At 33.2% G+C, this 25,977-nt stretch carries 26 protein-coding genes, 1 pseudogene and 1 other annotated feature; of the genes and pseudogenes, 14 read left to right on the top strand and 13 right to left on the bottom strand.

What is annotated here, in order from left to right:
- Nucleotides 1-69: 69 nt before the first annotated feature.
- The 3 genes from rpsR to rpsF are packed head-to-tail and all read right to left on the bottom strand — an operon-like array spanning nucleotide 70 to nucleotide 1,185.
- Nucleotides 70-312, bottom strand: coding sequence for a 30S ribosomal protein S18 (rpsR, locus tag HMPREF2576_RS09140; protein WP_001831354.1), 243 nt, complete (start codon nucleotides 310-312; stop codon nucleotides 70-72).
- 44 nt (nucleotides 313-356) lie between these two features.
- Nucleotides 357-866 (bottom strand): single-stranded DNA-binding protein, encoded by a 510-nt coding sequence (ssb, locus tag HMPREF2576_RS09135; RefSeq protein WP_001831333.1) that lies wholly within the window; start codon nucleotides 864-866, stop codon nucleotides 357-359.
- Nucleotides 867-888: 22 nt separating this feature from the next.
- Nucleotides 889-1,185: a 30S ribosomal protein S6 gene (rpsF, locus tag HMPREF2576_RS09130; protein WP_001831345.1), complete on the bottom strand. Its 297-nt coding sequence runs from the start codon at nucleotides 1,183-1,185 to the stop codon at nucleotides 889-891.
- Nucleotides 1,186-1,569: 384 nt separating this feature from the next.
- Between rpsF and HMPREF2576_RS09125 the strand changes: the two genes are divergently transcribed.
- A complete protein-coding gene (locus HMPREF2576_RS09125) occupies nucleotides 1,570-2,379 on the top strand; it encodes a GH25 family lysozyme (RefSeq protein ID WP_002470454.1) in 810 nt (269 codons plus the stop codon).
- 73 nt (nucleotides 2,380-2,452) lie between these two features.
- A complete protein-coding gene (locus HMPREF2576_RS09120) occupies nucleotides 2,453-2,644 on the top strand; it encodes a hypothetical protein (RefSeq protein WP_001831355.1) in 192 nt (63 codons plus the stop codon).
- Between the two features lie 232 nt (nucleotides 2,645-2,876).
- Here the strand turns inward: HMPREF2576_RS09120 and ychF are convergent, their stop codons facing one another.
- From ychF to HMPREF2576_RS09100, 4 genes are all read right to left on the bottom strand, one after another.
- Nucleotides 2,877-3,974, bottom strand: a complete 1,098-nt coding sequence (gene ychF / locus HMPREF2576_RS09115; protein WP_001831336.1) for a redox-regulated ATPase YchF — start codon at nucleotides 3,972-3,974, stop codon at nucleotides 2,877-2,879.
- Nucleotides 3,975-3,985: 11 nt separating this feature from the next.
- On the bottom strand, nucleotides 3,986-4,189 hold the full coding sequence (locus HMPREF2576_RS09110) for a DUF951 domain-containing protein (protein ID WP_001831361.1): 204 nt from the start codon (nucleotides 4,187-4,189) through the stop codon (nucleotides 3,986-3,988).
- A 20-nt stretch (nucleotides 4,190-4,209) separates the two neighbouring features.
- Nucleotides 4,210-5,085, bottom strand: coding sequence for a mechanosensitive ion channel family protein (locus HMPREF2576_RS09105; protein WP_001832526.1), 876 nt, complete (start codon nucleotides 5,083-5,085; stop codon nucleotides 4,210-4,212).
- 154 nt (nucleotides 5,086-5,239) lie between these two features.
- Nucleotides 5,240-6,082 (bottom strand): ParB/RepB/Spo0J family partition protein, encoded by an 843-nt coding sequence (locus tag HMPREF2576_RS09100; protein WP_002485220.1) that lies wholly within the window; start codon nucleotides 6,080-6,082, stop codon nucleotides 5,240-5,242.
- A 266-nt stretch (nucleotides 6,083-6,348) separates the two neighbouring features.
- Nucleotides 6,349-6,745 (top strand) — a binding site (T-box leader).
- A 65-nt stretch (nucleotides 6,746-6,810) separates the two neighbouring features.
- Here HMPREF2576_RS09100 and HMPREF2576_RS09095 point away from each other — a divergent pair.
- The 5 genes from HMPREF2576_RS09095 to HMPREF2576_RS09075 are packed head-to-tail and all read left to right on the top strand — an operon-like array spanning nucleotide 6,811 to nucleotide 13,886.
- The gene (locus HMPREF2576_RS09095; RefSeq protein WP_002485214.1) at nucleotides 6,811-7,914 is read left to right on the top strand and encodes a PLP-dependent transferase; all 1,104 of its coding nucleotides are present in this window, start codon (nucleotides 6,811-6,813) and stop codon (nucleotides 7,912-7,914) included.
- The gene (gene metC / locus HMPREF2576_RS09090) at nucleotides 7,911-9,086 is read left to right on the top strand and encodes a cystathionine beta-lyase MetC (RefSeq protein ID WP_070856519.1); all 1,176 of its coding nucleotides are present in this window, start codon (nucleotides 7,911-7,913) and stop codon (nucleotides 9,084-9,086) included. The genes HMPREF2576_RS09095 and metC overlap by 4 nt, the downstream gene beginning before the upstream one ends.
- A complete protein-coding gene (locus HMPREF2576_RS09085; RefSeq protein WP_002469161.1) occupies nucleotides 9,040-10,878 on the top strand; it encodes a bifunctional homocysteine S-methyltransferase/methylenetetrahydrofolate reductase in 1,839 nt (612 codons plus the stop codon). The genes metC and HMPREF2576_RS09085 overlap by 47 nt, the downstream gene beginning before the upstream one ends.
- On the top strand, nucleotides 10,875-13,121 hold the full coding sequence (gene metE, locus HMPREF2576_RS09080) for a 5-methyltetrahydropteroyltriglutamate--homocysteine S-methyltransferase (RefSeq protein WP_002437223.1): 2,247 nt from the start codon (nucleotides 10,875-10,877) through the stop codon (nucleotides 13,119-13,121). The genes HMPREF2576_RS09085 and metE overlap by 4 nt, the downstream gene beginning before the upstream one ends.
- Before the next feature lie 21 nt (nucleotides 13,122-13,142).
- Nucleotides 13,143-13,886, top strand: a complete 744-nt coding sequence (locus HMPREF2576_RS09075) for a cyclase family protein (RefSeq protein WP_002485222.1) — start codon at nucleotides 13,143-13,145, stop codon at nucleotides 13,884-13,886.
- Nucleotides 13,887-14,103: 217 nt separating this feature from the next.
- On the opposite strand, the gene HMPREF2576_RS09070 is transcribed toward HMPREF2576_RS09075, so the two are convergent.
- From HMPREF2576_RS09070 to HMPREF2576_RS09060, 3 genes are all read right to left on the bottom strand, one after another.
- Nucleotides 14,104-15,288 (bottom strand): acetyl-CoA C-acetyltransferase, encoded by a 1,185-nt coding sequence (locus HMPREF2576_RS09070; RefSeq protein ID WP_001831350.1) that lies wholly within the window; start codon nucleotides 15,286-15,288, stop codon nucleotides 14,104-14,106.
- A 15-nt stretch (nucleotides 15,289-15,303) separates the two neighbouring features.
- Nucleotides 15,304-15,516 (bottom strand): hypothetical protein, encoded by a 213-nt coding sequence (locus HMPREF2576_RS09065; RefSeq protein WP_002456823.1) that lies wholly within the window; start codon nucleotides 15,514-15,516, stop codon nucleotides 15,304-15,306.
- A 617-nt stretch (nucleotides 15,517-16,133) separates the two neighbouring features.
- On the bottom strand, nucleotides 16,134-16,334 hold the full coding sequence (locus HMPREF2576_RS09060) for a sterile alpha motif-like domain-containing protein (protein ID WP_002455913.1): 201 nt from the start codon (nucleotides 16,332-16,334) through the stop codon (nucleotides 16,134-16,136).
- A 285-nt stretch (nucleotides 16,335-16,619) separates the two neighbouring features.
- Between HMPREF2576_RS09060 and HMPREF2576_RS09055 the strand changes: the two genes are divergently transcribed.
- From HMPREF2576_RS09055 to HMPREF2576_RS09030, 6 genes are all read left to right on the top strand, one after another.
- A complete protein-coding gene (locus HMPREF2576_RS09055) occupies nucleotides 16,620-16,823 on the top strand; it encodes a helix-turn-helix transcriptional regulator (protein ID WP_001831346.1) in 204 nt (67 codons plus the stop codon).
- On the top strand, nucleotides 16,820-17,554 hold the full coding sequence (locus HMPREF2576_RS09050) for a DUF3169 family protein (RefSeq protein ID WP_002469158.1): 735 nt from the start codon (nucleotides 16,820-16,822) through the stop codon (nucleotides 17,552-17,554). The genes HMPREF2576_RS09055 and HMPREF2576_RS09050 overlap by 4 nt, the downstream gene beginning before the upstream one ends.
- Before the next feature lie 27 nt (nucleotides 17,555-17,581).
- Nucleotides 17,582-18,424: an ABC transporter ATP-binding protein gene (locus HMPREF2576_RS09045; protein ID WP_002437236.1), complete on the top strand. Its 843-nt coding sequence runs from the start codon at nucleotides 17,582-17,584 to the stop codon at nucleotides 18,422-18,424.
- Nucleotides 18,424-19,062, top strand: a complete 639-nt coding sequence (locus HMPREF2576_RS09040; RefSeq protein WP_002455915.1) for an ABC-2 transporter permease — start codon at nucleotides 18,424-18,426, stop codon at nucleotides 19,060-19,062. Before HMPREF2576_RS09045 ends, HMPREF2576_RS09040 begins: the two co-directional genes overlap by 1 nt.
- A gap of 150 nt (nucleotides 19,063-19,212) precedes the next feature.
- Nucleotides 19,213-19,443 (top strand): epilancin biosynthesis-related protein ElxI1, encoded by a 231-nt coding sequence (locus HMPREF2576_RS09035; protein WP_001831347.1) that lies wholly within the window; start codon nucleotides 19,213-19,215, stop codon nucleotides 19,441-19,443.
- Nucleotides 19,444-19,918: 475 nt separating this feature from the next.
- Nucleotides 19,919-20,383, top strand: a complete 465-nt coding sequence (locus HMPREF2576_RS09030; RefSeq protein ID WP_001831338.1) for a bacillithiol transferase BstA — start codon at nucleotides 19,919-19,921, stop codon at nucleotides 20,381-20,383.
- Nucleotides 20,384-20,504: 121 nt separating this feature from the next.
- Here HMPREF2576_RS09030 and HMPREF2576_RS09025 read toward each other — a convergent pair.
- A pseudogene (locus tag HMPREF2576_RS09025) lies at nucleotides 20,505-21,051 on the bottom strand (GNAT family N-acetyltransferase).
- Nucleotides 21,052-21,453: 402 nt separating this feature from the next.
- On the opposite strand from HMPREF2576_RS09025, the gene HMPREF2576_RS09020 reads away from it, so the two are divergent.
- On the top strand, nucleotides 21,454-22,959 hold the full coding sequence (locus tag HMPREF2576_RS09020; protein ID WP_070856517.1) for a glycosyltransferase family 4 protein: 1,506 nt from the start codon (nucleotides 21,454-21,456) through the stop codon (nucleotides 22,957-22,959).
- Between the two features lie 75 nt (nucleotides 22,960-23,034).
- Here HMPREF2576_RS09020 and HMPREF2576_RS09015 read toward each other — a convergent pair whose 3' ends face one another.
- On the bottom strand, nucleotides 23,035-24,669 hold the full coding sequence (locus tag HMPREF2576_RS09015) for a hypothetical protein (protein WP_002484808.1): 1,635 nt from the start codon (nucleotides 24,667-24,669) through the stop codon (nucleotides 23,035-23,037).
- Between the two features lie 83 nt (nucleotides 24,670-24,752).
- On the bottom strand, nucleotides 24,753-25,977 hold a 1,225-nt coding region (locus HMPREF2576_RS12545), incomplete at its 5' end, for an LPXTG cell wall anchor domain-containing protein (RefSeq protein ID WP_256313865.1).

Genomic DNA, 25,977 nt, shown 5'->3' with positions numbered 1-25,977 from the left:
TTAAATATTCCAAAACACAAAAACAACCCCGTAAGCCTATACTTACGGGGTTTTACAATAAATAATATATTATTGTTCTTCTTTAACATATGGTAATAAAGCCATATGACGAGCACGTTTGATAGCTGTAGTCAACATACGTTGATATTTCGCTGAAGTGCCTGTTACACGACGTGGTAAAATTTTACCACGTTCTGAGATAAAACGTTTTAATAATTCAGTGTCTTTATAGTCGATGTGTGTAATACCATTTGCTGTGAAATAGCATACTTTTTTACGACGACGTCCGCCTCTTCTTGGTCCACCTGCCATGGTTAACTGCCTCCTTTGACTCATTTTATTTTATTCGTTCATTATTAGAATGGTAAATCATCATCACTGATATCAATCGGTCCATTAGCATTTGCAAACGGATTATCCGACTGATTTGAGTTTGATGAATTATTGTTGTTGTAAGATGTATTTTGTCCTGATTGCTGACCACCAAATCCTTGACCGTAGTCTTGGAAATTATTGTTCTGTGAACGTTGGCCACCATGTTGTGCATTTTTAGGTTCAAGGAACTGAACACTATCACATACGACTTCAGTAACAAAAATACGACGACCTTCTTGATTTTCATAACTACGTGATTGTATGCGACCATCAACGCCAGCTAAACTACCTTTAGACAAGTAGTTATTTACATTTTCTGCTTGTCTACGGAAGACTACACAGTTAATAAAGTCAGCTTCGCGTTCCCCTTGAGCATTCGTGAAAGTACGATTAACTGCTAGAGTAAATGTCGCTACACTTACGCCTGAGGGTGTGGTTCTGTATTCTGGATCTTTCGTTAGACGACCTACTAATACAACTCGATTTAACATTTAAACGCCCCCATCTAAATTATTACTTATCTTGGTCTTCACGAATAACGATGTAACGAATGATATCATCATTAATCTTAGCTAAACGTTGGAATTCGTCAGTTGATTTATTGTTATCAGTTTTAATACGTACGATGTTATAGAAACCTTCTTTGAAATCATTGATTTCATAAGCTAGGCGACGTTTACCCCAGTCTTTTTCTTCTAAAACTTCTGATCCTTCTGAAGCTAAGATACCATTGAAACGTTCAACTAACGCTTTTTTAGCATCCTCTTCAATGTTAGGACGTACGATATACATAATTTCATATGTTCTCATAGTTTATTTGCACCTCCTTGTGGTCTATACGGCTTATCAATATTTAATGTGATAAGCAAGGAATAATTTTCATTACTCACAGAAAAAAATTATAGCATAGAGCTTTACTTTTTACAATCAATTTCAGATGAATCTTACCCTTAAATATTGATGAGCATTATTTATTTTTGAAAATATCAATACATATTATTGGTTTAAGACTCCTCTGAGACTGCCCTCGTTGTTCAAACGCAATCATCCTATTTATGTTATACATTACTTTATATTCAAATTATATTAATGTTACCTAATAGATAGTTGATACTTCATTTTAGTTATAATAACATCAAAATTATATTTCATATAATTGCACTTAATACTAAATTCATTATAAAGGAGTCGTTTATGTTAAAGAAATTTTCTTACTCAATCATTTCACTTTCAATTTTCGCTACTAGCCTTAATTTTATAGATACTCAAGCACAAGCGTCTTCATCTTCTGTAAGCGAAAAAGGTACAATGGGGTATGGCTATCAACAATACTTAAAAGACCATCCTAAAAAGCAACCTCATAAAACACAAAATCGTTCTACTTTCTCTGCTGAATCTAATATTACTGAAACAAATAATGGTGAAAGAGTCTTAGATATTTCTGAATGGCAAGGACTTTTAACTAATGAACAAATAAAACAACTAAAGAAAAATTATGATTTTATTATTTTAAGAGCACAGTACGGTTCAGAATACGTTGATAAGACTTTTGAAAAAAATGCAGAATTATTAGAACAAAATAAAATGAAATACGGCGTGTACTCTTATAGCATGTACGAAAGTCCAAAAGATGCACGTTATGAAGCTAAAACTTTATCTCAACGTGCTCCCAAAGCCGCCTTTTACATTAATGATTATGAAGAACAAACCGTTAAATCCGGAGATGATGAAACAGCGACACAAGCATGGGCAAACGAAATGAGAAAACTTGCCGGAAACAAGAAGATCCTTTTTTATTCATATGAAAATTTCATGTTAAATCATGCATCAAATGCTGTCAGTTCATATGATGGCTACTGGTTAGCAGCATATCAAGCTGAGGAACCAAAACGAGAGAAAGTGCTATGGCAATATACAAATAGTTACTACTCTCCTGAATTAAATCAAAATGTCGATGCAAATTATATTGACGAAAATGTGAATTCGTCTTGGTTCACTTCATAAATACGAACACATACGAACAAAAACACTTCACTTTAACGAACGTTTGTTCTAAAATACATATGAGGTGTTTTTCATGAGATTAAATTTAGATTGGAATAAAGATTTCCAAGAGTTTCAAGATATCTTAAATAGTGGCATTCACCCAGAATGGCTATACTGCGCTAAAGCAAATTTAGTTCTCGAACCCGCATACACTGGTGAAGGCAAACAATTTTTTAGTACACAAGACATCATTAAAGCAAGCAAAATCATTCCATTTTTTTAAGAATTTGGAATCCTTACATAAGAGCAATGAAAGTTTGATGAAAAGCTTCATTGCTCTATTAATAAATAATTCTATTTCCTAACTACAAATGATCGCATCATTAATAATTATCATTGTAGTATGTTGACTAATTTATCTCCTAATTTTCAATTTTATTATCAAAAAAACACCCTAAAACTAGAATTTGCTTCTAATTTTAGAGTGCCTCATTAATATAAATACATGCTTTAAGTTAAACATTAAAACGGAAATGAACAATATCCCCATCTTGCATGATGTAATCTTTACCTTCTAAACGTTGTCTTCCCGCTTCTTTAGCACCATTTTCGCCACCATGTTGTACATAATCTTCATAGCTTGTTACCTCTGCACGAATAAAACCACGTTCAAAATCGGTATGAATAATTCCAGCACATTGTGGTGCGGTCATTCCTTGTTTAAATGTCCAAGCGCGCACTTCTTGCACACCGGCAGTAAAGTAAGTAGATAAACCTAACAAATCATATGTTGTTCTAATGAGTCTGTCTAAACCTGGTTCTTCAATGCCTAAATCTTCTAAGAACATTTCTTTATCTTCATCATCTAATGTAGCGATTTCTTCCTCAATTTTTGCACTAATAACGATAACTTCTGAATCTTCGTTTGCTGCATATTCACGAATTGCTTTCACTTTATCATTATCTTTATCTCCAATTTCATCTTCGCCAACATTAGCAATGTATAACATTTTCTTAGATGTTAATAACTGAGCTTGATTAACCCACTTTTGATCATCCTCATTGAAATCAATACTGCGTACTGGTTTACCGTCTTCTAACGCTTCTTTAATTTGTGTTAATATACGTAATTCCATCTCAGCTGTTTTATCTTTTTGACGAGCCATCTTCTCTATTTTCGGTAAACGTTTTTCAACAGATTCTAAATCTGCTAAAACAAGTTCCATATTAATGACTTCTATGTCATCAAGCGGATTAACACGCCCTGATACATGTGTTACATTCTCATCGTCAAACGCACGAACCACCTGACATATAGCATCTACTTCACGAATATGTGAAAGGAATTTATTTCCTAAACCTTCGCCCTTAGATGCACCTTTAACAATACCTGCAATATCAGTAAACTCAAAAGTTGTAGGAATTGTTTTTTTAGGTTGAACCATTTCTTCTAATTTTATTAAACGTGAATCTGGCACTTCAACGATACCAACATTGGGATCAATCGTTGCGAAGGGATAGTTTGCTGCTAATGCGCCAGCTTTAGTAATTGCATTAAATAGGGTAGACTTACCTACGTTAGGCAAACCTACGATACCTGCTGTTAAAGCCATTATTCATTCTCCTAACTTTCTTTGTCTTGATGAGATTCAAGAACTTTTTTCATTTTCTTATTAAACACTTGCCGTGGAATCATAACACTGCGCTGACAATGTTCACATTTAATACGAATATCAGCACCCATTCTAATAATCTTAAAACGATTTGTTCCACATGCATGTGGTTTTTTCATTTCTACTATATCATTTATTCCATACTTTGACGTCATGAAATGACCTCCAATGATGATTAGCTTTTTTCTTCATTATAATTTGAAATGACTGGTTGTGGCATGCGAATACCTTCTTGTCTAAACATTTTTTGAGCTTCCTTACGAATAATACGAGCGCCTGAAAATCCTTCACCAGGAATTGTTTCCGCTGAAATTCGTATAGTAACCTTATTAGATTCTATCGCATCAATGCCATCAACAACTGGATCGCTGACAAATAAGTAATATTTACTACGTAAAGAAACAAATAAACGATTGAGTTTCTTTTCAACTTGATCTATATTTTCATCAACTGATACTGGTAGTTCTACAATAGCAGTCCCATTTGTAATTGAAAAGTTCGTAATTTCCCCCATGCTACCATTAGGTAAAATAGTCAGTTCTCCCGAAATTGTATTAATTCGCGTTGATCTTAAACCAATAGATTTCACAGTACCTTCTGCTACCGTAGTTCCTGAACTATTGATTTTAACATAGTCACCCACATCAAATTGATTTTCAAAGATAATAAAGAAACCTGTAATAATATCTTTTACTATTGTTTGCGCACCGAAACCAACTGCAATACCTACAACTCCAGCACTAGCGATGATACCTTCGACGCTAATACCAAACTTACTTAAAATTGTTGTGATAACAACAAACCATACGATATATTTTACTATGTTTTGTACAAGAGAAATCAGTGTTTTTGAACGTTTTTTATTTCCTTTTTTGCTTTTATTTTGAATTTTAAATGCTTGCTCAATAATCTTATTCAAAATTGCTATAACAACAATTGCTACAAGGATATAAATTAAAATCATTATTACTTTAGTAATTAAATTTTCATATGTTTCAACCTTTGTTAAAGGTTCGAACAATGAAGATAAAATATGTTTAAGTTGATTCATATAAAATATGCCCTCCCTTTCATTTTTTTCATAATTCATTTATTATAACTTAATTTATTCATTTAGATAATACGTCTATGGTTTTAAAATACTATCCTTTTGAGGTATATTTATAAAACTATGTATATGCTTCCTATTTATAAAGGCTAATTTTTTAATATTCCTTATAATCTTTATTAAGTTGACGAATCAAGCGTTTGAATTCTGCTTCAGATTTAAATTCAAATGTGATTTTTCCGACATTTTTAGATGTCGAAATATCTACTTTCGCACCATATTGCTTTTTTAAAAATCTTTCCTGCTGTTGAATCATTTTAGGTTTACTTCCCTTAGTCTCTTTGTCGACTTTCCTTGACATGTCTTTACTGACTAAACCATTGACGTACTCCTCTAAATACCTTACACTCCAAGACTCCTGAGCGGCTTGTTTTGCCGTCTTTTTTATTTTACTGGCGTCTTTCAAAGTTAATAACGTACGCCCATGAGCACTTGATAACGCTCCTTGTTGAACCATTTGAGCAACATTTTTAGGTAACTGTAATAACCTAAGCATATTGGCAATATAAGGACGTGACTTACCTAATCGTCTCGCAACTTCTTGTTGGGTAATGTTCAAATCTGTCATCATTTTTTTATAACTTTCTGCTTCTTCAATGGCATTTAAATCTTCTCTCTGTAAATTTTCAATAATTGCCAATTCCATCATATCTTCATCAGATAGTTCTTTAATAATAGCTGGCACTTCTGTTAATCCCGCCAACTTAGATGCTCTAAATCGTCGCTCACCCACAACAATATAGTAACCTTGAACAGTTTGACGTAATACAATAGGCTGTAATATACCATGTTGTTGAATTGATGAAGCTAAATCATTGAGTCGTTCTTCTTCAAACGTCTTACGTGGCTGATAAGGATTAGGTCTAATTAATTCTAGTGCAATAAATTGCACACTATCATCATTATTCATTTTCAACCTCTGATCATCTGTATATGCCATCTCTTTTCCACATCTTTCTATCTTAATTTAAGTATCTCTAATGAATAATCAATCCTCATTGATTCATTACTTATTTTAAAAAAGTTCAATCCAATAATACAAGCCTTTCAAATTAATACTAATGGCTTAATATGAAGCTTATTACGTCACATATTTTCAGATGTATTTCTGATAATAAATTAATTGTTAAATCAAAATTTTCAGAAAAATCATTGACAAATAAATTCAAACTATGTAATCTATGTATTAACAATTTAAAAAACATTTTACACACTGTAAAAAGGAAAGTAAAACTTACACTGCTTATACAGAGAGTCTTCACACGCTGAGAGAAGGCATTGAAAGAAAGTTTGAAAATGGCCTTGGAGTGTTGATGCCAATATGAGGTATCAACGGGTTCGCCCGTTATAGCGATACAGTATTAACATTGATGTTAAATGGCGTACTGGAAATTTTATACGTCACAATTTATCGTTAATACTCATTTATTCACATATGGATTAAATGAGTTTTTGTTTTATTTAATGATGTTACGATAAGAAGATTGTGTATCAGCTATTTTCAGTATACTGTTTTAACACTATGGCGTACTGATTGAGGTTACTTTAGTAATAAAGTAGCAAACAAAGGTGGTACCGCGAAGTTTAAGCTTTCGTCCTTTACATCCGAATTATTCGGGTCTAAAGGACGGAAGCTTTTTTATTTTTACTGAATAGGAGGAGCTAGCTATGAAGGATACAGATTTAGCTCAAATTGCTTTAACACAAGATCACACTGGCGCAATTGTCAATCCAATATATTTATCTACTGCATATCAGCATCCTCACCTAGGTGAATCAACAGGCTATGATTATACACGAACTAAAAATCCAACAAGAACAGCCTTTGAAGAAGCTTTTGCACAACTTGAAAAAGGCATTGCTTCATTTGCTACTTCCAGTGGTATGGCGGCGATTCAGTTAATATGTAATATATTCAAACCAGGTGATGAAATTCTCGTTGCATTTGACCTATATGGTGGAACATTTCGGTTATTCGATTTTTACGAAAAACAATATGGTTTGAAGTTTAAATATGTAGACTTTTTAAATTATGAAGAAGTGGAAAAAAACATCACTCCACAAACTAGAGCATTATTTATTGAACCAATCTCAAATCCACAAATGATTGAAATTGATGTAGAACCATATTATATCCTTAGCAAAAAACATCAACTATTAACAATTATCGACAACACTTTTTTAACACCTTATCTTTCGACACCACTCGAAGAAGGTGCAGATATCGTTCTGCATTCAGCAACAAAATATATTGGCGGACATAACGATGTGTTAGCTGGAGTTGTAACTGTTAAGGATGCTCAATTAGCTGAACAATTGAATCAATTCCATAATATGATTGGAGCAACTCTATCACCTCTTGATAGTTATCTTTTACAAAGAGGTCTAAAGACATTACATCTTCGCATAGAGCGTTCCCAAGAAAATGCTCAAAAACTTGCACAACGATGTCGCCAGTCAGATTCAATTGATGAAGTTTTATATAGTGGACGAACAGGCATGCTTAGTTTAAGACTGAACCAAGCATATAGCGTCGCTAAATTTTTAGAAAATTTAGAAATTTGTATATTTGCAGAAAGCTTAGGTGGTACAGAAACATTTATCACCTTCCCTTATACACAAACACACGTTGATATGCCAGATGAGGAAAAAGACAAACGTGGAATTGATGAATATCTCATCAGATTGTCCGTAGGTATAGAAGACTATAACGATATAGAAGCTGACATAATTCAAGCATTAGAGAATTCTAAAGTAGGAGTGATTTCATGAGTTTATCTAAAGAAACAGAAGTAATATTCGATGTGCGTAGAGGTAAAGACTACGACTCAGCTAACCCGCCACTTTACGATTCATCTACATTCCATCAAAAAGTGTTAGGCGGTGAGACTCAATATGATTATGCACGAAGTGGTAACCCTAACCGAACTTTACTTGAAGAGAAACTTGCACGTTTAGAAGGTGGTAAATATGCATTTGCTTATGCTTCAGGCATTGCTGCAATTTCAGCCGTTTTACTCACATTAAACGCAGGGGATCATGTTATTTTACCTGATGATGTTTACGGGGGCACATTTAGATTAACTGAACAAATACTCAATCGATTCAATATTGAATTTACTACAGTTAACGCTACACATATAGATCATATCACTGAAGCTATTCAATCAAACACAAAACTCATCTATGTAGAGACGCCTTCAAATCCACTTTTCAAAATTACAGATATTCATGCTGTAGCAACGCTAGCAAAGGAACATAAGATACTATTAGCTGTTGATAATACGTTTATGACACCTTTGGGTCAATCACCTTTAGCACTAGGCGCTGACATAGTTATTCATAGTGCAACTAAATTTCTAGGTGGACATAGCGATTTAATTGCAGGTGCAGCAATTACTAATAATAGAGAGGTTGCAAATGCATTGTACTTATTACAGAACGGCACGGGCACAGCCCTTTCTGCATATGATAGTTGGGCACTTGCAAAACATCTTAAAACATTACCAGTTCGTTTTAAACAATCTGTTCATAATGCTGAACGTCTTGTTCAATTTTTGAGTCAAAGAGAGGAGATTTCTGAGGTGTATTACCCAGGAAATAATCCTACACATCTCAAGCAAACTTCAACTGGAGGTGCAGTGATAGGTTTCCGACTTAAAGATGAATCTAAAGCACAAAAGTTCGTCGATTCTCTTACTTTACCACTTGTATCAGTGAGTCTCGGTGGTGTAGAAACTATCCTATCACATCCCGCAACAATGTCTCATGCAGCAGTGCCAGAAGATGTGAGACGTGAACGTGGCATCACTTTCGGGTTATTCCGTTTAAGTGTAGGTCTTGAGAATCCAGAAGAACTCATCGCAGATTTTAACTACGCTTTAAAGGAGGCTTTCAATGAGTCATTTACTGAACCAATTAAAGAGCAACGTTTTAGTAGCTGATGGCGCTATTGGAACAATATTCTACTCGGAAGGTCTTGATACTTGTCCGGAAGCCTACAATCTTACTCATCCAGATAAGGTCGAGCGGATTCATCGTTCTTATATCGAAGCTGGTGCAGACGTCATTCAAACGAATACGTATGGTGCTAACTTTGAAAAATTAAAGTCCTTTGGTCTTGAACATAAAGTTAAAGAAATTCACCAAGCTGCAGTTCAAATTGCTAAACATGCAGCAAATGAGGACACAATTATACTTGGAACGGTAGGTGGATTCAGAGGCGTCCGGCAAGAGGATATCAGTCTTTCAACAATTCAATATCATACAGAACTTCAAATCGATACATTAATTGATGAAGGTGTAGATGCCCTTCTATTTGAAACTTATTACGATTTAGATGAATTAACTCGCATCGTCACTGCTACACGACAAAAATACGATATTCCAATCATCGCTCAACTCACCGCTTCAAATACGAATTACTTAGTTGATGGCACTGAAATTAATGCGGCATTGAAATACGTAGTTGAATGTGGCGCCAATGTAGTTGGATTAAATTGTCACCATGGCCCACACCATATGCAACGATCATTTTCACATATAGAACTTCCTAAACATGCGTATTTATCGTGTTATCCAAACGCTAGTTTATTAGATATCGAGAATAGTGAATTCAAATATAGTGATAATGCTCAATATTTCGGAGATATAGCTCAAGAATTAATTAATGAGGGAGTCAGATTGATAGGTGGTTGTTGTGGTACAACACCTGAACATATTCGCTATATTAAATCAGCAGTTAAACATTTAAAACCCGTTAAAGATAAAAAGGTAATCCCTATTAATAAAGCTTCATCTCAAAAGCAAACGCGAGTTCTTAAACAAAACCTTACTTCTAAAGTTAAAAATGGCCCAACAGTCATCGTAGAACTTGATACACCTAAACATTTGGATACTGATACATTTTTCGATAATGTAGGAAAATTAGATGAAGCTGGCATAGATGCTGTTACATTGGCGGATAATTCATTAGCTACCGTAAGAGTGAGTAACATCGCAGCGGCAAGTTTAATTAAACAACGCTACGATATTGAGCCTCTTGTACATGTAACATGTCGTGACCGTAATTTAATAGGATTACAGTCTCATCTCCTAGGTTTATCACTCATTGGTGTCAATGAAATACTAGCTATTACCGGAGATCCTTCTAAAGTAGGCCATTTGCCTGGAGCTACAAATGTCTATGACGTGAACTCAAAAGGCCTTACAGAACTTGCACTAAGATTTAACAAAGGTATTAACACTGACGGCGATGCGCTGAAAAAACATACTAACTTTAACATCGCTGGTGCGTTTGATCCTAACGTACGAAAATTAGATGGAGCCATTAAACGACTTGAAAAGAAAGTAGCAAGTGGCATGAGTTATTTCATAACTCAACCCGTTTATAGTAAAGAAAAAATTATTCAAGTATATGAAGAAACAAAACATTTAAATACACCTTTCTTCATAGGTATCATGCCAATCGCAAGTTATAACAACGCACTTTTCTTACATAATGAAGTGCCTGGCATCAAAATGTCAGACGATGTACTTAACCAATTCAAAGCTGTTAAAGATGATAAAGAAAAGACTAAAGAATTAAGTTTAAGACTTTCCAAAGAACTCATTGATACAGTACATGAATACTTCAACGGTCTGTACATTATTACACCTTTCCAAAAGGTAGATTATTCATTGGAACTCGCAGCATACTCTAAATCAATCACTGCCAACAAGGAGGCAATATTATGACAACAATTAAAACTTCAAACTTAGGATTCCCAAGATTAGGTAGAAAAAGAGAATGGAAAAAAGCAATCGAAAATTATTGGGCACATAAAATTGACAAAGCAGAATTAGATCAAACACTGACTGATTTACACAAAGAAAATCTTTTACTTCAGAAAAATTATCATCTTGATAGCATTCCAGTTGGGGATTTCTCTTTATATGATCATATTTTAGATACGTCTTTATTGTTCAATATTATCCCTGAACGTTTCCAAGGACGCGAAGTCAATGATGATTTATTATTTGATATTGCTCGTGGTAACAAAGAGCATGTTGCAAGTGCACTTATTAAATGGTTTAACACCAACTATCACTACATTGTACCTGAATGGGACAACGTAGAACCTAAAGTTGAAAAAAATACGTTATTAGAACGTTTTAAATATGCACAATCAATTAATGTAAATGCGCATCCTGTAATTGTTGGTCCTATCACATTTGTAAAATTATCAAAAGGTGGTCATCAATCGTTCGAGGAAAAAGTTGAAACATTACTTCCTTTATATAAAGAAGTTTTACAGTCACTTGTAGATGCAGGTGCTGAGTATATTCAAATTGACGAGCCTATTCTAGTGACTGATGACAGCGAAAGTTATGAAGACATTACTAGAAAAGCATACGACTATTTCGCAAATGAAGGTTTAGGAAAATATCTCGTCATTCAAACTTACTTTGAACGTGTTCACTTAAAATTCTTAAGTTCATTACCAGTGGGCGGTTTAGGATTAGATTTGGTACACGATAACGGCTATAACTTAAAACAAATTGAAGATGGTGATTTCGATCAAAGTAAAGCACTTTATGCAGGAATCATTGATGGCAGAAATGTATGGGCGGCTGATATTGAAGCAAAAAAACAATTAATCGAAACATTACAACAACACACACAACAGTTAGTCATTCAACCTTCATCATCACTTCTACATGTTCCAGTATCACTAGATGATGAAACACTTGATGAATCTATTGCAGAAGGATTAAGTTTTGCTACTGAAAAGTTAGACGAATTAGATGCATTGCGTCGCTTATTCAATGATAATGACCTGTCAAAATATGAACATTACAAAGCACGTTATGAACGCTTCCAAAGCCAATCATTTAAAAATCTTGAATACGATTTTGAAAGTGTACCGACACATCGTAAATCACCATTTGCTAAACGCAAGCAATTACAAAACCAACGTCTAAATTTACCAGATTTACCTACGACTACGATTGGTTCATTCCCTCAAACTCGTGAAGTCCGTAAATTTAGAGCAGATTGGAAAAATAATCGCATTACAGATGCTGAGTATCAAGAATTTTTACAAAATGAAATCGCTCGTTGGATTAAAATCCAAGAAGATATTGGTTTAGACGTACTTGTACACGGTGAGTTTGAGCGTAACGACATGGTTGAATTTTTTGGGGAAAAACTTCAAGGTTTCCTAGTAACAAAATTCGGTTGGGTACAGTCTTACGGTTCTCGTGCAGTTAAACCACCAGTTATATATGGAGATGTGAAGTGGACTGCCCCACTTACTGTAAAAGAAACAGTATACGCGCAAAGCTTAACTGACAAACCAGTAAAAGGTATGCTTACAGGTCCAGTTACTATTTTAAACTGGTCATTTGAACGCGTAGACGTACCTAGAAAGGTTGTTCAAGATCAAATTGCCTTAGCCATTGATGAAGAAGTGTTAGCTTTAGAAGAAGCAGGTATCAAAGTCATTCAAGTTGACGAACCAGCGTTGCGTGAAGGCTTACCTCTACGCTCTGAATATCACGAACAATATTTAGAAGATGCTGTACATTCATTTAAATTAGCGACATCATCTGTGCATGATGAAACACAAATTCATACACATATGTGCTATTCTCAATTTGGACAAATCATTCATGCTATCCATGATTTAGATGCAGATGTTATTTCTATTGAAACTTCTCGTAGTCACGGAGACTTAATTCAAGATTTCGAAGATATTAATTATGATTTAGGAATTGGATTAGGTGTTTACGATATTCACAGTCCACGTATTCCAACCGAAGAAGAGATTACTACTGCAATTAATCGTTCATTACAACAAATTGATCGTTCTCTATTCTGGGTTAACCCAGACTGTGGTCTAAAAACACGTAAAGAAAATGAAGTGAAAGATGCATTAACAGTGTTAGTCAATGCAGTTAAAAAGAAACGTCAAGAATCTGAATCAACAACAGCATAATACGAGCTAGAGGTGAGGCAAATGTCACAGTATCCACTTTGGAATCAATTAAATACTTTAAAAGAGGCTCAGTGGGTCGATTTAACACATACTTTCGACCCAAATATCCCTCGTTTTAGCGAATTTGAAAAAGGTGAAGTCTCAACGCTATTCAATGTTAAAGATCATGGGTTTTATGTACAACGTTGGAGTATCGTAACTCAATATGGAACACACATTGATGCTCCAATCCATTTCGTTGAAAATAGAAGATATTTAGAAGAATTAGATTTAAAAGAACTTGTTTTACCATTAATTGTTTTAGATTATTCTAAAGAAGCTGCAAAAAATTCAGATTTTATCGTATCACGTAAACATTTAGAAGATTGGGAACAACAACACGGTCGCATTGAAGCAGGTACTTTTGTCGCATTACGTACTGATTGGTCAAAACGTTGGCCAGATATAGAAAAATTTGAAAATAAAGATGTAGATGGCCATCAACATCTTCCAGGTTGGGGCCTTGATGCATTAAAATTTCTCATTGAAGAACGTGGTGTTAAATCCATAGGTCACGAAACATTTGATACTGATGCCTCAATTGATACAGCTAAAAATGGTGATATTGTTGGCGAAAGATATATCTTAGGTCAAGACACATTCCAAGTCGAATTACTTACCAATTTAGATCAATTACCTACCAGAGGTGCAATTATCTATGCAATCAGCCCAAAACCAAAAGATGCACCAGGCTTTCCAGTTCGTGCATTCGCAATAAAACCTTAATTGATGTCTTTCATCTAGCGTTCTCAACCACGTGGTGGTTCAAGTGGTGCACAACCGCTATGATATGATTCCATCAATGTTCATCATCATAATATTTGAATAGCAATGAACTCTTTCTAACTAAGTAAAAAGCTATAAACGAAGTTTTTAAAACGACTTCGTTTATAGCTTTTTTAATACACACTTTTATGATATAAAAACCGTGCTCCACTAAATGTTAAACTTCATATTTAGATACAACCGTAGCGATACCTTGACCGCCACCGATACATAAAGATGCCACACCTGTTGGCTTAGCATCACTTAATTGATGTAATAATGAAACTAAAGTACGCGCACCCGAAGCCCCTATCGGATGTCCTAGTGCAATCGCACCACCATTAACATTGACTTTATCTTGCGGTAATTGCAACTCACGGTTTACAGCAATTGATTGCGCTGCAAAAGCTTCGTTTAATTCAAAAATATCAACATCATTTATCACTTTATTAGAACGTTTTAAAGCTTTATGTATCGCTTCAACTGGACCAATACCCATAATTGAAGGCGCCACACCACTCGCACCAAAACTATCTAATACAGCTATAGGTTGTAAGCCCAATGCTTTCGCTTTGTCCTCCGTCATAACGAGCATAGCAGCAGCACCGTCATTGATACCGGATGCATTACCAGCAGTTACTGATCCATCTTTTTTAAATGCTGGACGGAGTTGTGCTAACTTATCAATTGTCGTTTGAGGTCTAATGCCTTCATCTTGAGAAATAATTAGGGGGTCGCCTTTACGTTGTGGTACCTCTACAGGTACAATTTCAGCATCAAATACACCAGCTTGTTGTGCACGTGATGCTTTTTGTTGAGAATCGAATGCAAATTGATCTTGTTCTTTACGACTAATCTGATACTGTTCAACTAGATTTTCGGCTGTGATACCCATATGGTAATCATTAAACTTATCAGTTAAACCATCAGCTATCATACTATCTTCTAAAGTTTGATTTCCCATTTTAAAACCGAAACGACTATTTTTAAGAAGCATTGGAGATTGAGACATACTTTCCATGCCTCCAGCGATAACAATCTCATTATCTCCCGCTACAATAGATTGATAGGCAAGTTGAATCGCTTTTAATCCAGAACCGCAAACTTTATTTACAGTAAAAGAAGGTACCGCTTCTGGCACACCACCATGAATCGCAGCAATACGAGCAGGATTTTGTCCTTGACCTGCCTGTAATACGTTTCCTAGAATAACTTCATTGATTTCATTAGGATCTATTTGACTATGTTCTAAAATTTGACGAATAACTGTTGCACCTAGTTCATAGGCAGGTATATCCTTAAATACACCACCAAACACGCCTATAGGTGTTCGATATGCTTCAGCTAATACTATGCGTGACATGTCATATTCATCTCCTTAATATAACTTATACTTTTCTAAAAATGAGGGAAGAAGCAAACCTTCTTTTCTTATTGTCATTATATTTGGATATTCAAATCTATTATTTAAGAGTTTATCTCTTACCTTCATTGTATTTAAATGAGTATTACATACTTTAATTGCAGTAAACACATTCCACATTATATTACCAAATTTACATAGAAAAATTCCATTATGATCTATCATCATCAAATGCATCACTTTCTTTCTAAGCAATGATCAATTTTAATTTCATAATCACTCTCACTTCACTAAATATAGTTAATCCATTGTTGTAAAAAAAGAGGAAACCATAAAAGAAATACTCATGTCTATACAAACGGGGTAGTCTAACCGTCCCACTTAACACAAGTCATCTTTATAAGATTTCCTTAACATCTACTATTATATCTACGATGATTTACATTTCTAAATTTTATTATGCAATCAGTACTTACTTTCCTTTATATTTGTCACCCATGCTTCATAATAGAAGCAAGTAATCTAAACTTACCTTTCCTATCAATTCACTGGTAAAGTGTTTTTTAGAATCACCAAAATCATTGATAATAGATTAAGAAGCCATATTTAATCGTCTTGATGTCCCATAGACTTTTATGAATAAGTATAAAACAATCGCCATTGTTAAAAAACAGTTGAGACATATCATCTATTATTTTGATTATTTATTCAAAACACGAAATCATTGATTTATTTGCACTATTTTTCCGAAAATGAATCCTATCAACGTATATGTATAAAAATTACATTAAAAGATTTTGACTAAAACCCTGATTTATTCAACAACCTTTTAATATAGATGAAAGTTATTTATTTTGATACTGCTTAATCGCATCTTGTATCGTATCGTGTAAACTAGGTTCTTGTAACCAATGTTGGAACTTTTCCATAATTTCCTTTGGAGTCGTAATGTTTTCAGGAAAATTAATATCTTTCATACCTTCAAACAAATCTCCAAAATGACTTTTTTCACCTTCAAAATTCTTCATAAAACGATAAAAGCTCAATACCCTAACCTCCTATATTTTGCAACAATAGGTATATATTACCAAAATGAAGGCATTTACAAAATACATTTGTTTAAATTTAAGTAAAAAATTAATAGTTGAGGTCTTATTTATATGTTAAAAGTATTTCTTTTTTAAAAACTAATAAATTTTATTAAAACTTGTATTACTAAAAATCAATTTTATACAATCCCTAAAAAGTCTATTATTTTTGTCATTTTGACTAATATACTTGTCATAATGACAAATATATTATATAGTTTATATGTAAGGAAGTGATACAATTTGCGCAATAGACTTAAAGAATTACGAGCCCGTGATGGATATAACCAAACAGAGCTTGCTAAAAAAGCTGGAATATCACGACAAACGGTGTCTTTAATAGAACGCAACGATTTTACACCATCTATATTAACCGCAATAAAAATTGCAAGAATCTTTGGTGAACCTGTTGAAGATATCTTTATTATGGAGGAGGAAGACTTTTGAAAATAAAAAGGTATGCACTTCTATGTTTATTAGGAGGATTAGTTGGAGGCATCATCGGATACATCATAGGAGCTATTAACTGGGAGAAGTTATTTAATTATGCACAGTTCGCTAACTTTAAAGTTGTGCTTTATACAACCATCGTAGCATCATTAATAAATATTATACTTACTGTGTATTTATTTATAGTCCAAAACGCGTCACTTCACTATAAAGCTAAAATTGACGCAAATATTTCAGATGATTTAGCAGATACATATGAAAATAAATCATACATCAAATCATTGAAAGTAAGATTTATTTACACAATGCAATTAATTGTCGCTTTTATTGCAATTTTAATACCCGTCATAGGAAATGCATCTGAGAATCACATCGCTCTAATAATGATTCCTTTCATTATTACAATCATTTCATCCATAATGATTGGGATATTTTATAGAAAATTTGATGCTCGATACCCTAAATTAGGAGAGAAACGTTACACTGAAAAAGCATTTAATATTATGGACGAAGGAGAGCGATACATCACACTCGTTTCCTTGTATAAAGTGCACCAGCAGAATATTGTATTACTTTTTATAGGAATTATGACCCTGGGGATATTCTCAATAACTACAGGCATGAATCAATCACTAGGCATAATTTTGTTTATCATTTTATTTATCTATAATTCATTGGGATATTTACTGAAAGTCAGTAATTTTTATAAATCAGAACAGAAATCCTAAAACTAATTTAAAGAAAAGGAGTAAATTATGGAAAACTTATTAGAAGTTCAGCAACTCAATAAATCATATAAGAATTCAGAATTCCAGCTTACTGACATCACATTCTCTGTTAAACCTGGCGAGGTAGTGGGTTTAATTGGGAAAAATGGTTCAGGTAAGTCTACCCTCATTAATACACTTGTAGGAAATAGACATAAAGATAATGGTTCACTGAAATTCTTCGATAAAGAGGTGACAGAGAACGACTTCAAATATAAAGAACATTTAGGTGTAGTTTTTGATGATTTACGTGTTCCAGATAAATTAACTCTACAATCTATCAATAAAGTTTTTACTGAAATATATGATGCTTGGAACAGCGATACATTCTTTTCTTTAATCAAAGCATTTGAACTACCAACAAATAATCAAATTAAGACATTCTCAAGAGGAATGCGTATGAAAGCAGCTTTAACAATTGCTTTAAGCCATGATGCTAAATTATTAATCTTAGATGAAGCTACAGCAGGTATGGACGTATCAGGACGTGAACATGTGTTAGAAATTCTAGAGGATTATTTAGGAGACGATCGTGCCATATTAATTTCATCACATATTTCTGAAGATATTGAACAGCTAGCTACTCAGCTCGTTTTTATGCGTGATGGTCGAATTATTTTAAAAGAAAGTAAAGAAGTTTTATTGAGCCAATACGGCATCATCGATCAACCAGTTGAGCATTTCAATATTTCAAATGAGTATCTAATCGCAACGCGCAGACGTAATGATCGACAAATCAGTTTAGTGAATAACTATCAAAAAGTACCTGATGCACAACCACTAAAGACAATCGATGATGCAACTAAAATTATTATGCGAGGTGAAGTATAATGAAAGGTCTTACTCTTAGTATATTTTATACAGCTAAAAAATCATTTTTCATCTACTTAGTAGTCGGAATTATTGCTGCAGTCGTTTTCTCATTTTTAAATCCAACGATGAACAGCTTTCTTGCTATCATTTTTTTAATATCTCCTATTACGGATAACTTCAAACGTGAAAAGGACTCAAGATGGATGAATTACATATCCACACTTCCTGTTAGAAGAGCTGATTATGTTAAAAGTTATTATACTATTTTTCTCTTGTGTGCATTAGTTGGGATACTTGCAGGTGTACCTAGTGTCGGTCTAATCACACAAAGTTTAAGTATGGTATTCATTTCACTATGTGTTGCCATTGGTGGCGCAGGGACTTTCTCCATTATGTTTCCTCTAACATTCAAATTCGGTTCTGAAAATTCAAATGTCATTGTGATGACTACAACATTTGCTGTCATTATTATCTATTTCTTATTCTATATCGCATCAATGATATTGAGTAATCAAACAGGAAGTGGCTCTATGATTACAATGCTGAGCAACACACAAAGCTATGTTGTATATTCCATTTATGGAATACTTGGATTGATTTCAATTATTATCTCTTATATTTTATCGATTAAAATTTTTAACAAACAAGAACTATAATATTAAAAACCCCCTAAATTTTCGGTAATTGAAAATTCAGGGGGTTATTTATATCTTTTAAGTTTTTAATAATTTATTTGCATTTAAAGATAATTATTTATTAATATATTTATAAATAGTTAATTAAAAATGGGATAAAGGAGTACTTTAATGACATTATTAACTAAAGTTTTAGATACTTTAACAGGCATATGTGTTGCTTTATTGTTTACCAAGTATTTTGTAAATTATGCAAATGATATGTTTGACTGGCACTTAAGATGGTATTTCCTAGAAAATGTACCTCATTTAGCGCTCATTTTGTTTATTCTAGTATTTATCTTTGCTGTTCCTTCTGAAATGATTAAAGATAAAAATAAGAAAAAGCATAATGATTCATAATCAATAGGTATATAATCATCATATTTTAAGTGTCACTGGTTCAATAGAACCCAACTTATCGAATTAGATGATAAATAAATATATCTCGTAGGAGTTTAAAAAGAAAAAGGCACGCTTTTCCTATACTAATCTCGAACTACTTTATAAACATTCGTTACTCAATCTAAAACTTTGTTCTTCATTTCTATCAAAAAGGCCTACTGCATTTGAACTAAATTTCGAGTTATTAGTTGAATTATCAATTAATTCGTATATCAATGTCTCTAATAAACTCTAGATTCATCTTACTTCTCAGTTTTTACAACTAATACACTGATATGTTTATATATGTATTAAAGGAACAGATTAAAAAAGAGAAGACCCATATACATTAAATTTAAACTAAAACTTGTGATAACTTTTATCTTTAATGCATATGCTAGCTTTTTAATGGGTATTTTTAGTAATACCATCGATATAAGAAAGGGGGAATATGATGAGTAATATCACAGTTTATAATGTCATTGAATTGGGCGTAAACAATCTTTTAGCCGATTATGACAATTGGAATGTTGAAGAAGTATTAGATAAAGAAACTCAACATTTCCCAAACACTTTACATTGGCAATATGGTCATGTATTAACAATCTTTGAACAAGCATTATCATTGGGCAATCAACATGTCGTAGATGTTGAAAAATATAATAAATTGTTTGGATATGGTTCAAATCCTAGAGACTGGAAGGGACAAGATGTACCTGCTATCAACGAAATCAAACAACACATTCAAACATTACCAGAACGTGCTAAAAAATTAACACACGAGCAGTTAGCTCAAAAATTAGACCAACCTATCGCAGGTTGTAACACACTTGATGAATTATTAATGTTAAATGCTATCCATGTGCCATTACACACCGGTAAAATTGAAGAAATGACACGTGTACTTCGTGAAAAATAAGCATAATATATTTAAGCGTCTGGATTATCATCCCCAGACGCTTTTAAAATGTTTAGAGAATTATCAAATTTTATTTGAATGCTTTCGCTAAAACAAAGATAAACATATCTTTCGAGGAGTTTTATCTAGTATACGTACATTCTTCCCTCAACAAGCTAAAAACATAACTATCTGAGAATTCCCCTTGTAATCGTTCATTACTTCTCAATATACCTTTGCGTGAACCCAAGTCTAATTGGTATAGCTCTGCTTTTCTTATTTTTAGTAGACATTCGTATTTCTATACGATTAATATCATACACTTCATATACATAGCGAATTAACGCTTTAGTACATTTAGTCATAATACCTTTCTTTTGAAAGTCTTCAGCTAAATAATAACCAATTGAAGTTGTTTTATTAACTAAATCTAAGTAATGCAATCCTATGACTCCAATCAATTCTTTATTACTCCATATTCCACAATGAAATCCATTACCATCGATAAATTGTTGCAACGCCGAATGGATAAAGTGTTTACTATCTTCAACTTTCTTCGTATGTTCAACAAAAGGCAGAAATTCAGCTAAATAGTCACGATTGCTATCTACTAATTTAAATAACTGTTCGGCTTCTCGTTCTTCTAATATTTTTAATTTAATATTTTTATTTATTTGATAACTAAACATACAAAATCATCCTTTCTTAGAATTTTCTGTCATTTTAGTATACGCGAGTATAGGATTATGTCATAAAACTTGATTACTAGAATTCGATATTCTTTAAGTTACAAGTGTGTATGTAGTATTTCTCTTGCTTCTATTGTCTTATACTTACAACCAATATTAGAGTGAAAAAGCTTAACTTAAGATAGATAATCATCAACAACACAAACGTTAAAAACACTGAGAAAACTTTTTTAAAATATACTTCTCAATATTGATTAGTAAAATCCAAAATATGAATAATAAGTAGACATTAAACAATCTTTATTTTATTCTATAAATAATATAAAATAAATTATTAGATTAATACATTATTTTTTTATTTCTAATTTAAGTTGAAATCGTATGTAATCGGAGGAAACCATAATGATATATTCTATCGGTAAGAATTTAGATAATAAATTAACAGGTATAGAACAAGCTATGATCAATAGATTAAAGCTATTTAAAGATAATTTAGTCCCAAATAAACTCATATTCACATCTTGGTCACCACGTTTATATATGCATGCACATTCGTTAAACATCGATTCAAAAGATATTTTCAGTCTTTACGATTTTCTACAAGATAGTATTAACTTTGAGAAAAAACATATTGATTGGATAAATTATTGGCAAAATATATGTAATTATACCTTAAAATTCGTTGAAAATACGAATGATATTAAAATATACGATAACGACACATATAAAATGTATGTGCATTTTGTTGATTCAAATTATCAAACTTTAGACTATATTAACCATTTTGATATACAACAACGTAAAATTCGAAGAGATTTTTACGATACAAGAGGCTTTTTAAGTTGTAGTAGAATTTTAACCTCTCAACAAAAAGTCGTGATGGAACAATTTTTTACACCTACACAAAAAGTTAAATTTCAAAAATATTACAACCCTGAGCACGAACATCCTACGGTACAATCTATCATTTATAATACTTCACGAGGCGTTCGTTTTTTCAACGATGAAAATGAACTTTTAGCGTTTGCAATTAATGCGCTATATCATTTAGGAGACGTATTTTTATGTGATAAAAACATCGTTACAGGGCCAATCATTGATCAAACTGATACTAAAATACCAGTTCTCGCCGTTTTCCACAGTACCCACGTAAAAAATATCAATGATATATATCATTCTGAAATCAAACAAGCGTATAAACCTGTTTTAGATAACTTATCCCGATATTCAGGAATCATAGTATCTACTGAACAACAAAAAACAGATTTATCTGTAAAAATTAATAACGTTATTCCCATTTACGTTATACCTGCAAGTTATATTGATACAAATGAATCTCATCATAGTAGTGACAATAAACTATTGCCTAACAAAATGATTTCTATCGGCCGTTATTCTCCTGAAAAGCAATTAGATCATCAAATAGAACTAATGTCTAAGCTAGTTCCAGCATTTCCAAATTTACAGTTACATTTATTTGGGTTTGGTAAAGAAGAAACACATTATCGTAAATTAATAGCTCAATATCATTTAGAAAATCACGTGTTTTTACGTGGCTTCATTTATGATTTAAATCAAGAAATAGAGACCGCCTATTTATCTTTATTGACAAGTAAAATGGAAGGGTTCAATTTAGGTGTACTTGAAACGATTGCTAAAGGCGTACCTACAGTAAGTTATGATACCAAATACGGACCTTCTGAGTTAATTGTTAATCATAAAAATGGCTTTTTAATTGAACAAGATAATAAAGAACAACTCTATCACAGCGTTAAAAAGTTATTACTCGATTCTAACTTAAGAGAACAATTTTCTAAGGAAAGTATTAAACATGCCCAAATATTTAATGACAAAAATGTTTTTGATACATGGCTCACTGTTTTCAGAACGTTAAAAGTTAATTTATAATCGCCAATTTATTAAGATATATAAGGGTGAAGAGAAGTGTGAAACATCATACATCATCTTCACCTTTAATTTATTCTATAATATTTCATCTTTAATCTGTGCCTTTTGATATTGAACATAGCCTGATATATAATGTTCGATATCATCAATCCGAACTCGATACCCATGGTGTTTTATGAAGAAACTACCAAGAATTCGCTTTGGATTTTTGAAGTACATTGCAATTTCAGGATAGAAAAATCCTACTCGTTGATATTCTGCTCTTGTATGAATCACATTGATTAATTTTTCTTCATCAATCAACTGAGTCACAAGCTCTTGACGATGTGTAGCTTTTGCTTTTTGAATAAGCTTATAGGTTGCCATTAACATTTCTAAAAATGTTGGGAATGTTGTTTCACGTTGTTCAATATATTCCAAATAGGTGTTCACATTCTTAATCCCAAATTCAAAATATTTATCTTGCGGACACAATTGAACTAACTCGTTCGTGCAATACCCAAGCCAATGATCATGGTATTGCCAATACTCTTTTTCAATAAATCGATCCATTAACTTCTTCACAACTTCCAACCATTTATCATTATGATCTTGGTGATATAAGCGTAATAATGCTAAAGCTGCTTCACCATCATAATAAATAATTCTAAATGATTCTTTCACAGTTAAATCCGGATAATTTAAAATATGAGTTGTTTCGTATGTATCTTGATTAATCATTGATAAAATTCCTCGAGCAACTTTTTGTGCCACGCATAAGTATTGCTTATTGGGGTTATGCTTTAAATATTCACAAACCGCAAATATAAAGGCAGCATTTTGTCCTAATTTTATTTCGTTAATATCTTTTGTATCATCAAAGATATATCCAACACCTTCATTATCATAGAAATAATTCTCAATAACGTAGTTAATTGCCTTTTCGACTATAGTTAAATCTTCTCCTAAATAATCTAAACCCTCTATTAATGCATAAGTTGAAGAAGCATGTCTTAATATATTATAGAAATTGATTTCTTTATCAAAATGTGGAAAATAACCATATTGATATCTTCCAGTATCTGATAGCATATTTCCTAGGAAATATGTACCACTTTCAATTAATTGGTCTATTTCTTTATGTAAATAATCGACCTTTCTTAATCCTTTTTTATAACCTTCATCGTGTAATTCATATATCTTTTGTTCGTCTAAGATAAAACCTTTAGTTTTGAACTTAATGACTTCTTTGTTTTCATAAAAATCATAAGCAAACTTTTTCTTATGGTTCGTATACTTTCTTAAATAGTTATTTATATTTTGTTCAGATAGAATAAGCTTCGTTTTCCCATCTGTTTTCACTGGTTTAATAAATGCATTAGTGTTTATTTCTTCAGGTAAAAATGATAAATTCCAGTATTGATCTAAAGCTATACCAAAATCAATATAATTTCTTCTAGTTTGCGTTAATTCATCTTTAACATCTTTAAATAAAGTAACTTCTTCTTCAGTAACAATGTCTATTTTTACCCATGAAGGAAACGCTCCTGTTTTCTGTCTAAACTTTTGAATTTCTTTAGTAATATCCCTTCTAAGGTAATTAGGCTTTTTTAATAATTTAACTTTGGCTTTTATATTAGATTTTCCAAGGCTTAAAAAAGCATATTCTTTTATTTCTATTGTTTTTTCAACATGATTAATCAATCTTTCTATATGATTTTCCATACTCATCTTTTTCTCCTTTCAATTTAATATGATTTCAAACCAGGCCATATAGACCTGGCTTGAAATAACTTATGAATGAATCAATAGTGCTATTTTTCTTTATTATCTTTTTTACGACGTCTTCCTAATAATAATGCTCCTAAACCTGCAAATAAAGTTCCAAGTAATGTGCCTTTAGAATCATGATCTTCATTTGCTCCTGTATCAGGTAATTTATCTTTTGCATTTTTATCAGAATCCGAGTCGCTGTCTGAATCGGAGTCACTATCTGAGTCCGAGTCACTGTCTGAATCGGAATCGCTGTCTGAGTCCGAATCACTGTCTGAATCCGAGTCACTATCGGAATCCGAATCGCTGTCTGAGTCGGAATCACTATCTGAATCGGAGTCGCTGTCTGAGTCCGAATCACTGTCTGAATCCGAGTCACTATCGGAATCCGAATCGCTATCGGAATCCGAGTCACTGTCTGAATCGGAGTCACTATCTGAGTCCGAATCACTGTCTGAATCTGAGTCGCTATCTGAATCTGAGTCACTGTCTGAGTCTGAGTCACTATCGGAATCCGAGTCACTGTCTGAATCGGAATCACTATCTGAATCTGAGTCGCTGTCTGAATCTGAATCGCTGTCGGAGTCTGAATCGCTATCGGAATCCGAATCGCTATCGGAATCGGAATCACTATCTGCGTCTGAGTCACTATCTGAGTCAGAATCGCTGTCTGCGTCGGAATCACTATCTGAATCCGAGTCGCTATCGGAATCTGAGTCACTGTCTGAGTCTGAGTCACTATCAGAATCTGAATCGCTATCGGAATCGGAATCACTATCTGCGTCTGAGTCACTATCTGAGTCAGAATCGCTGTCTGCGTCGGAATCACTATCTGAATCCGAGTCACTATCTGAGTCTGAGTCACTGTCTGCGTCGGAATCACTATCTGAATCCGAGTCGCTATCGGAATCTGAGTCACTGTCTGAGTCTGAGTCACTATCAGAATCTGAATCGCTATCGGAATCGGAATCACTATCTGCGTCTGAGTCACTATCTGAGTCAGAATCGCTGTCTGCGTCGGAATCACTATCTGAATCCGAGTCGCTATCGGAATCTGAGTCACTGTCTGAGTCAGAATCACTATCTGAATCCGAGTCGCTATCGGAATCTGAGTCACTGTCTGAGTCTGAGTCACTATCAGAATCTGAATCGCTATCGGAATCGGAATCACTATCTGCGTCTGAGTCACTATCTGAGTCGGAATCACTATCTGAATCCGAGTCGCTGTCTGCATCCGAATCGCTATCGGAATCGGAATCACTATCT

Origin of the sequence: Staphylococcus sp. HMSC063F05, from assembly GCF_001837075.1 — a bacterium.
In the GTDB taxonomy this organism is placed as follows: Bacteria; Bacillota; Bacilli; order Staphylococcales; family Staphylococcaceae; genus Staphylococcus; species Staphylococcus epidermidis.
Note: the sequence above shows the minus strand (reverse complement) of the source record. Positions and strands in the feature narration are given on the sequence as shown.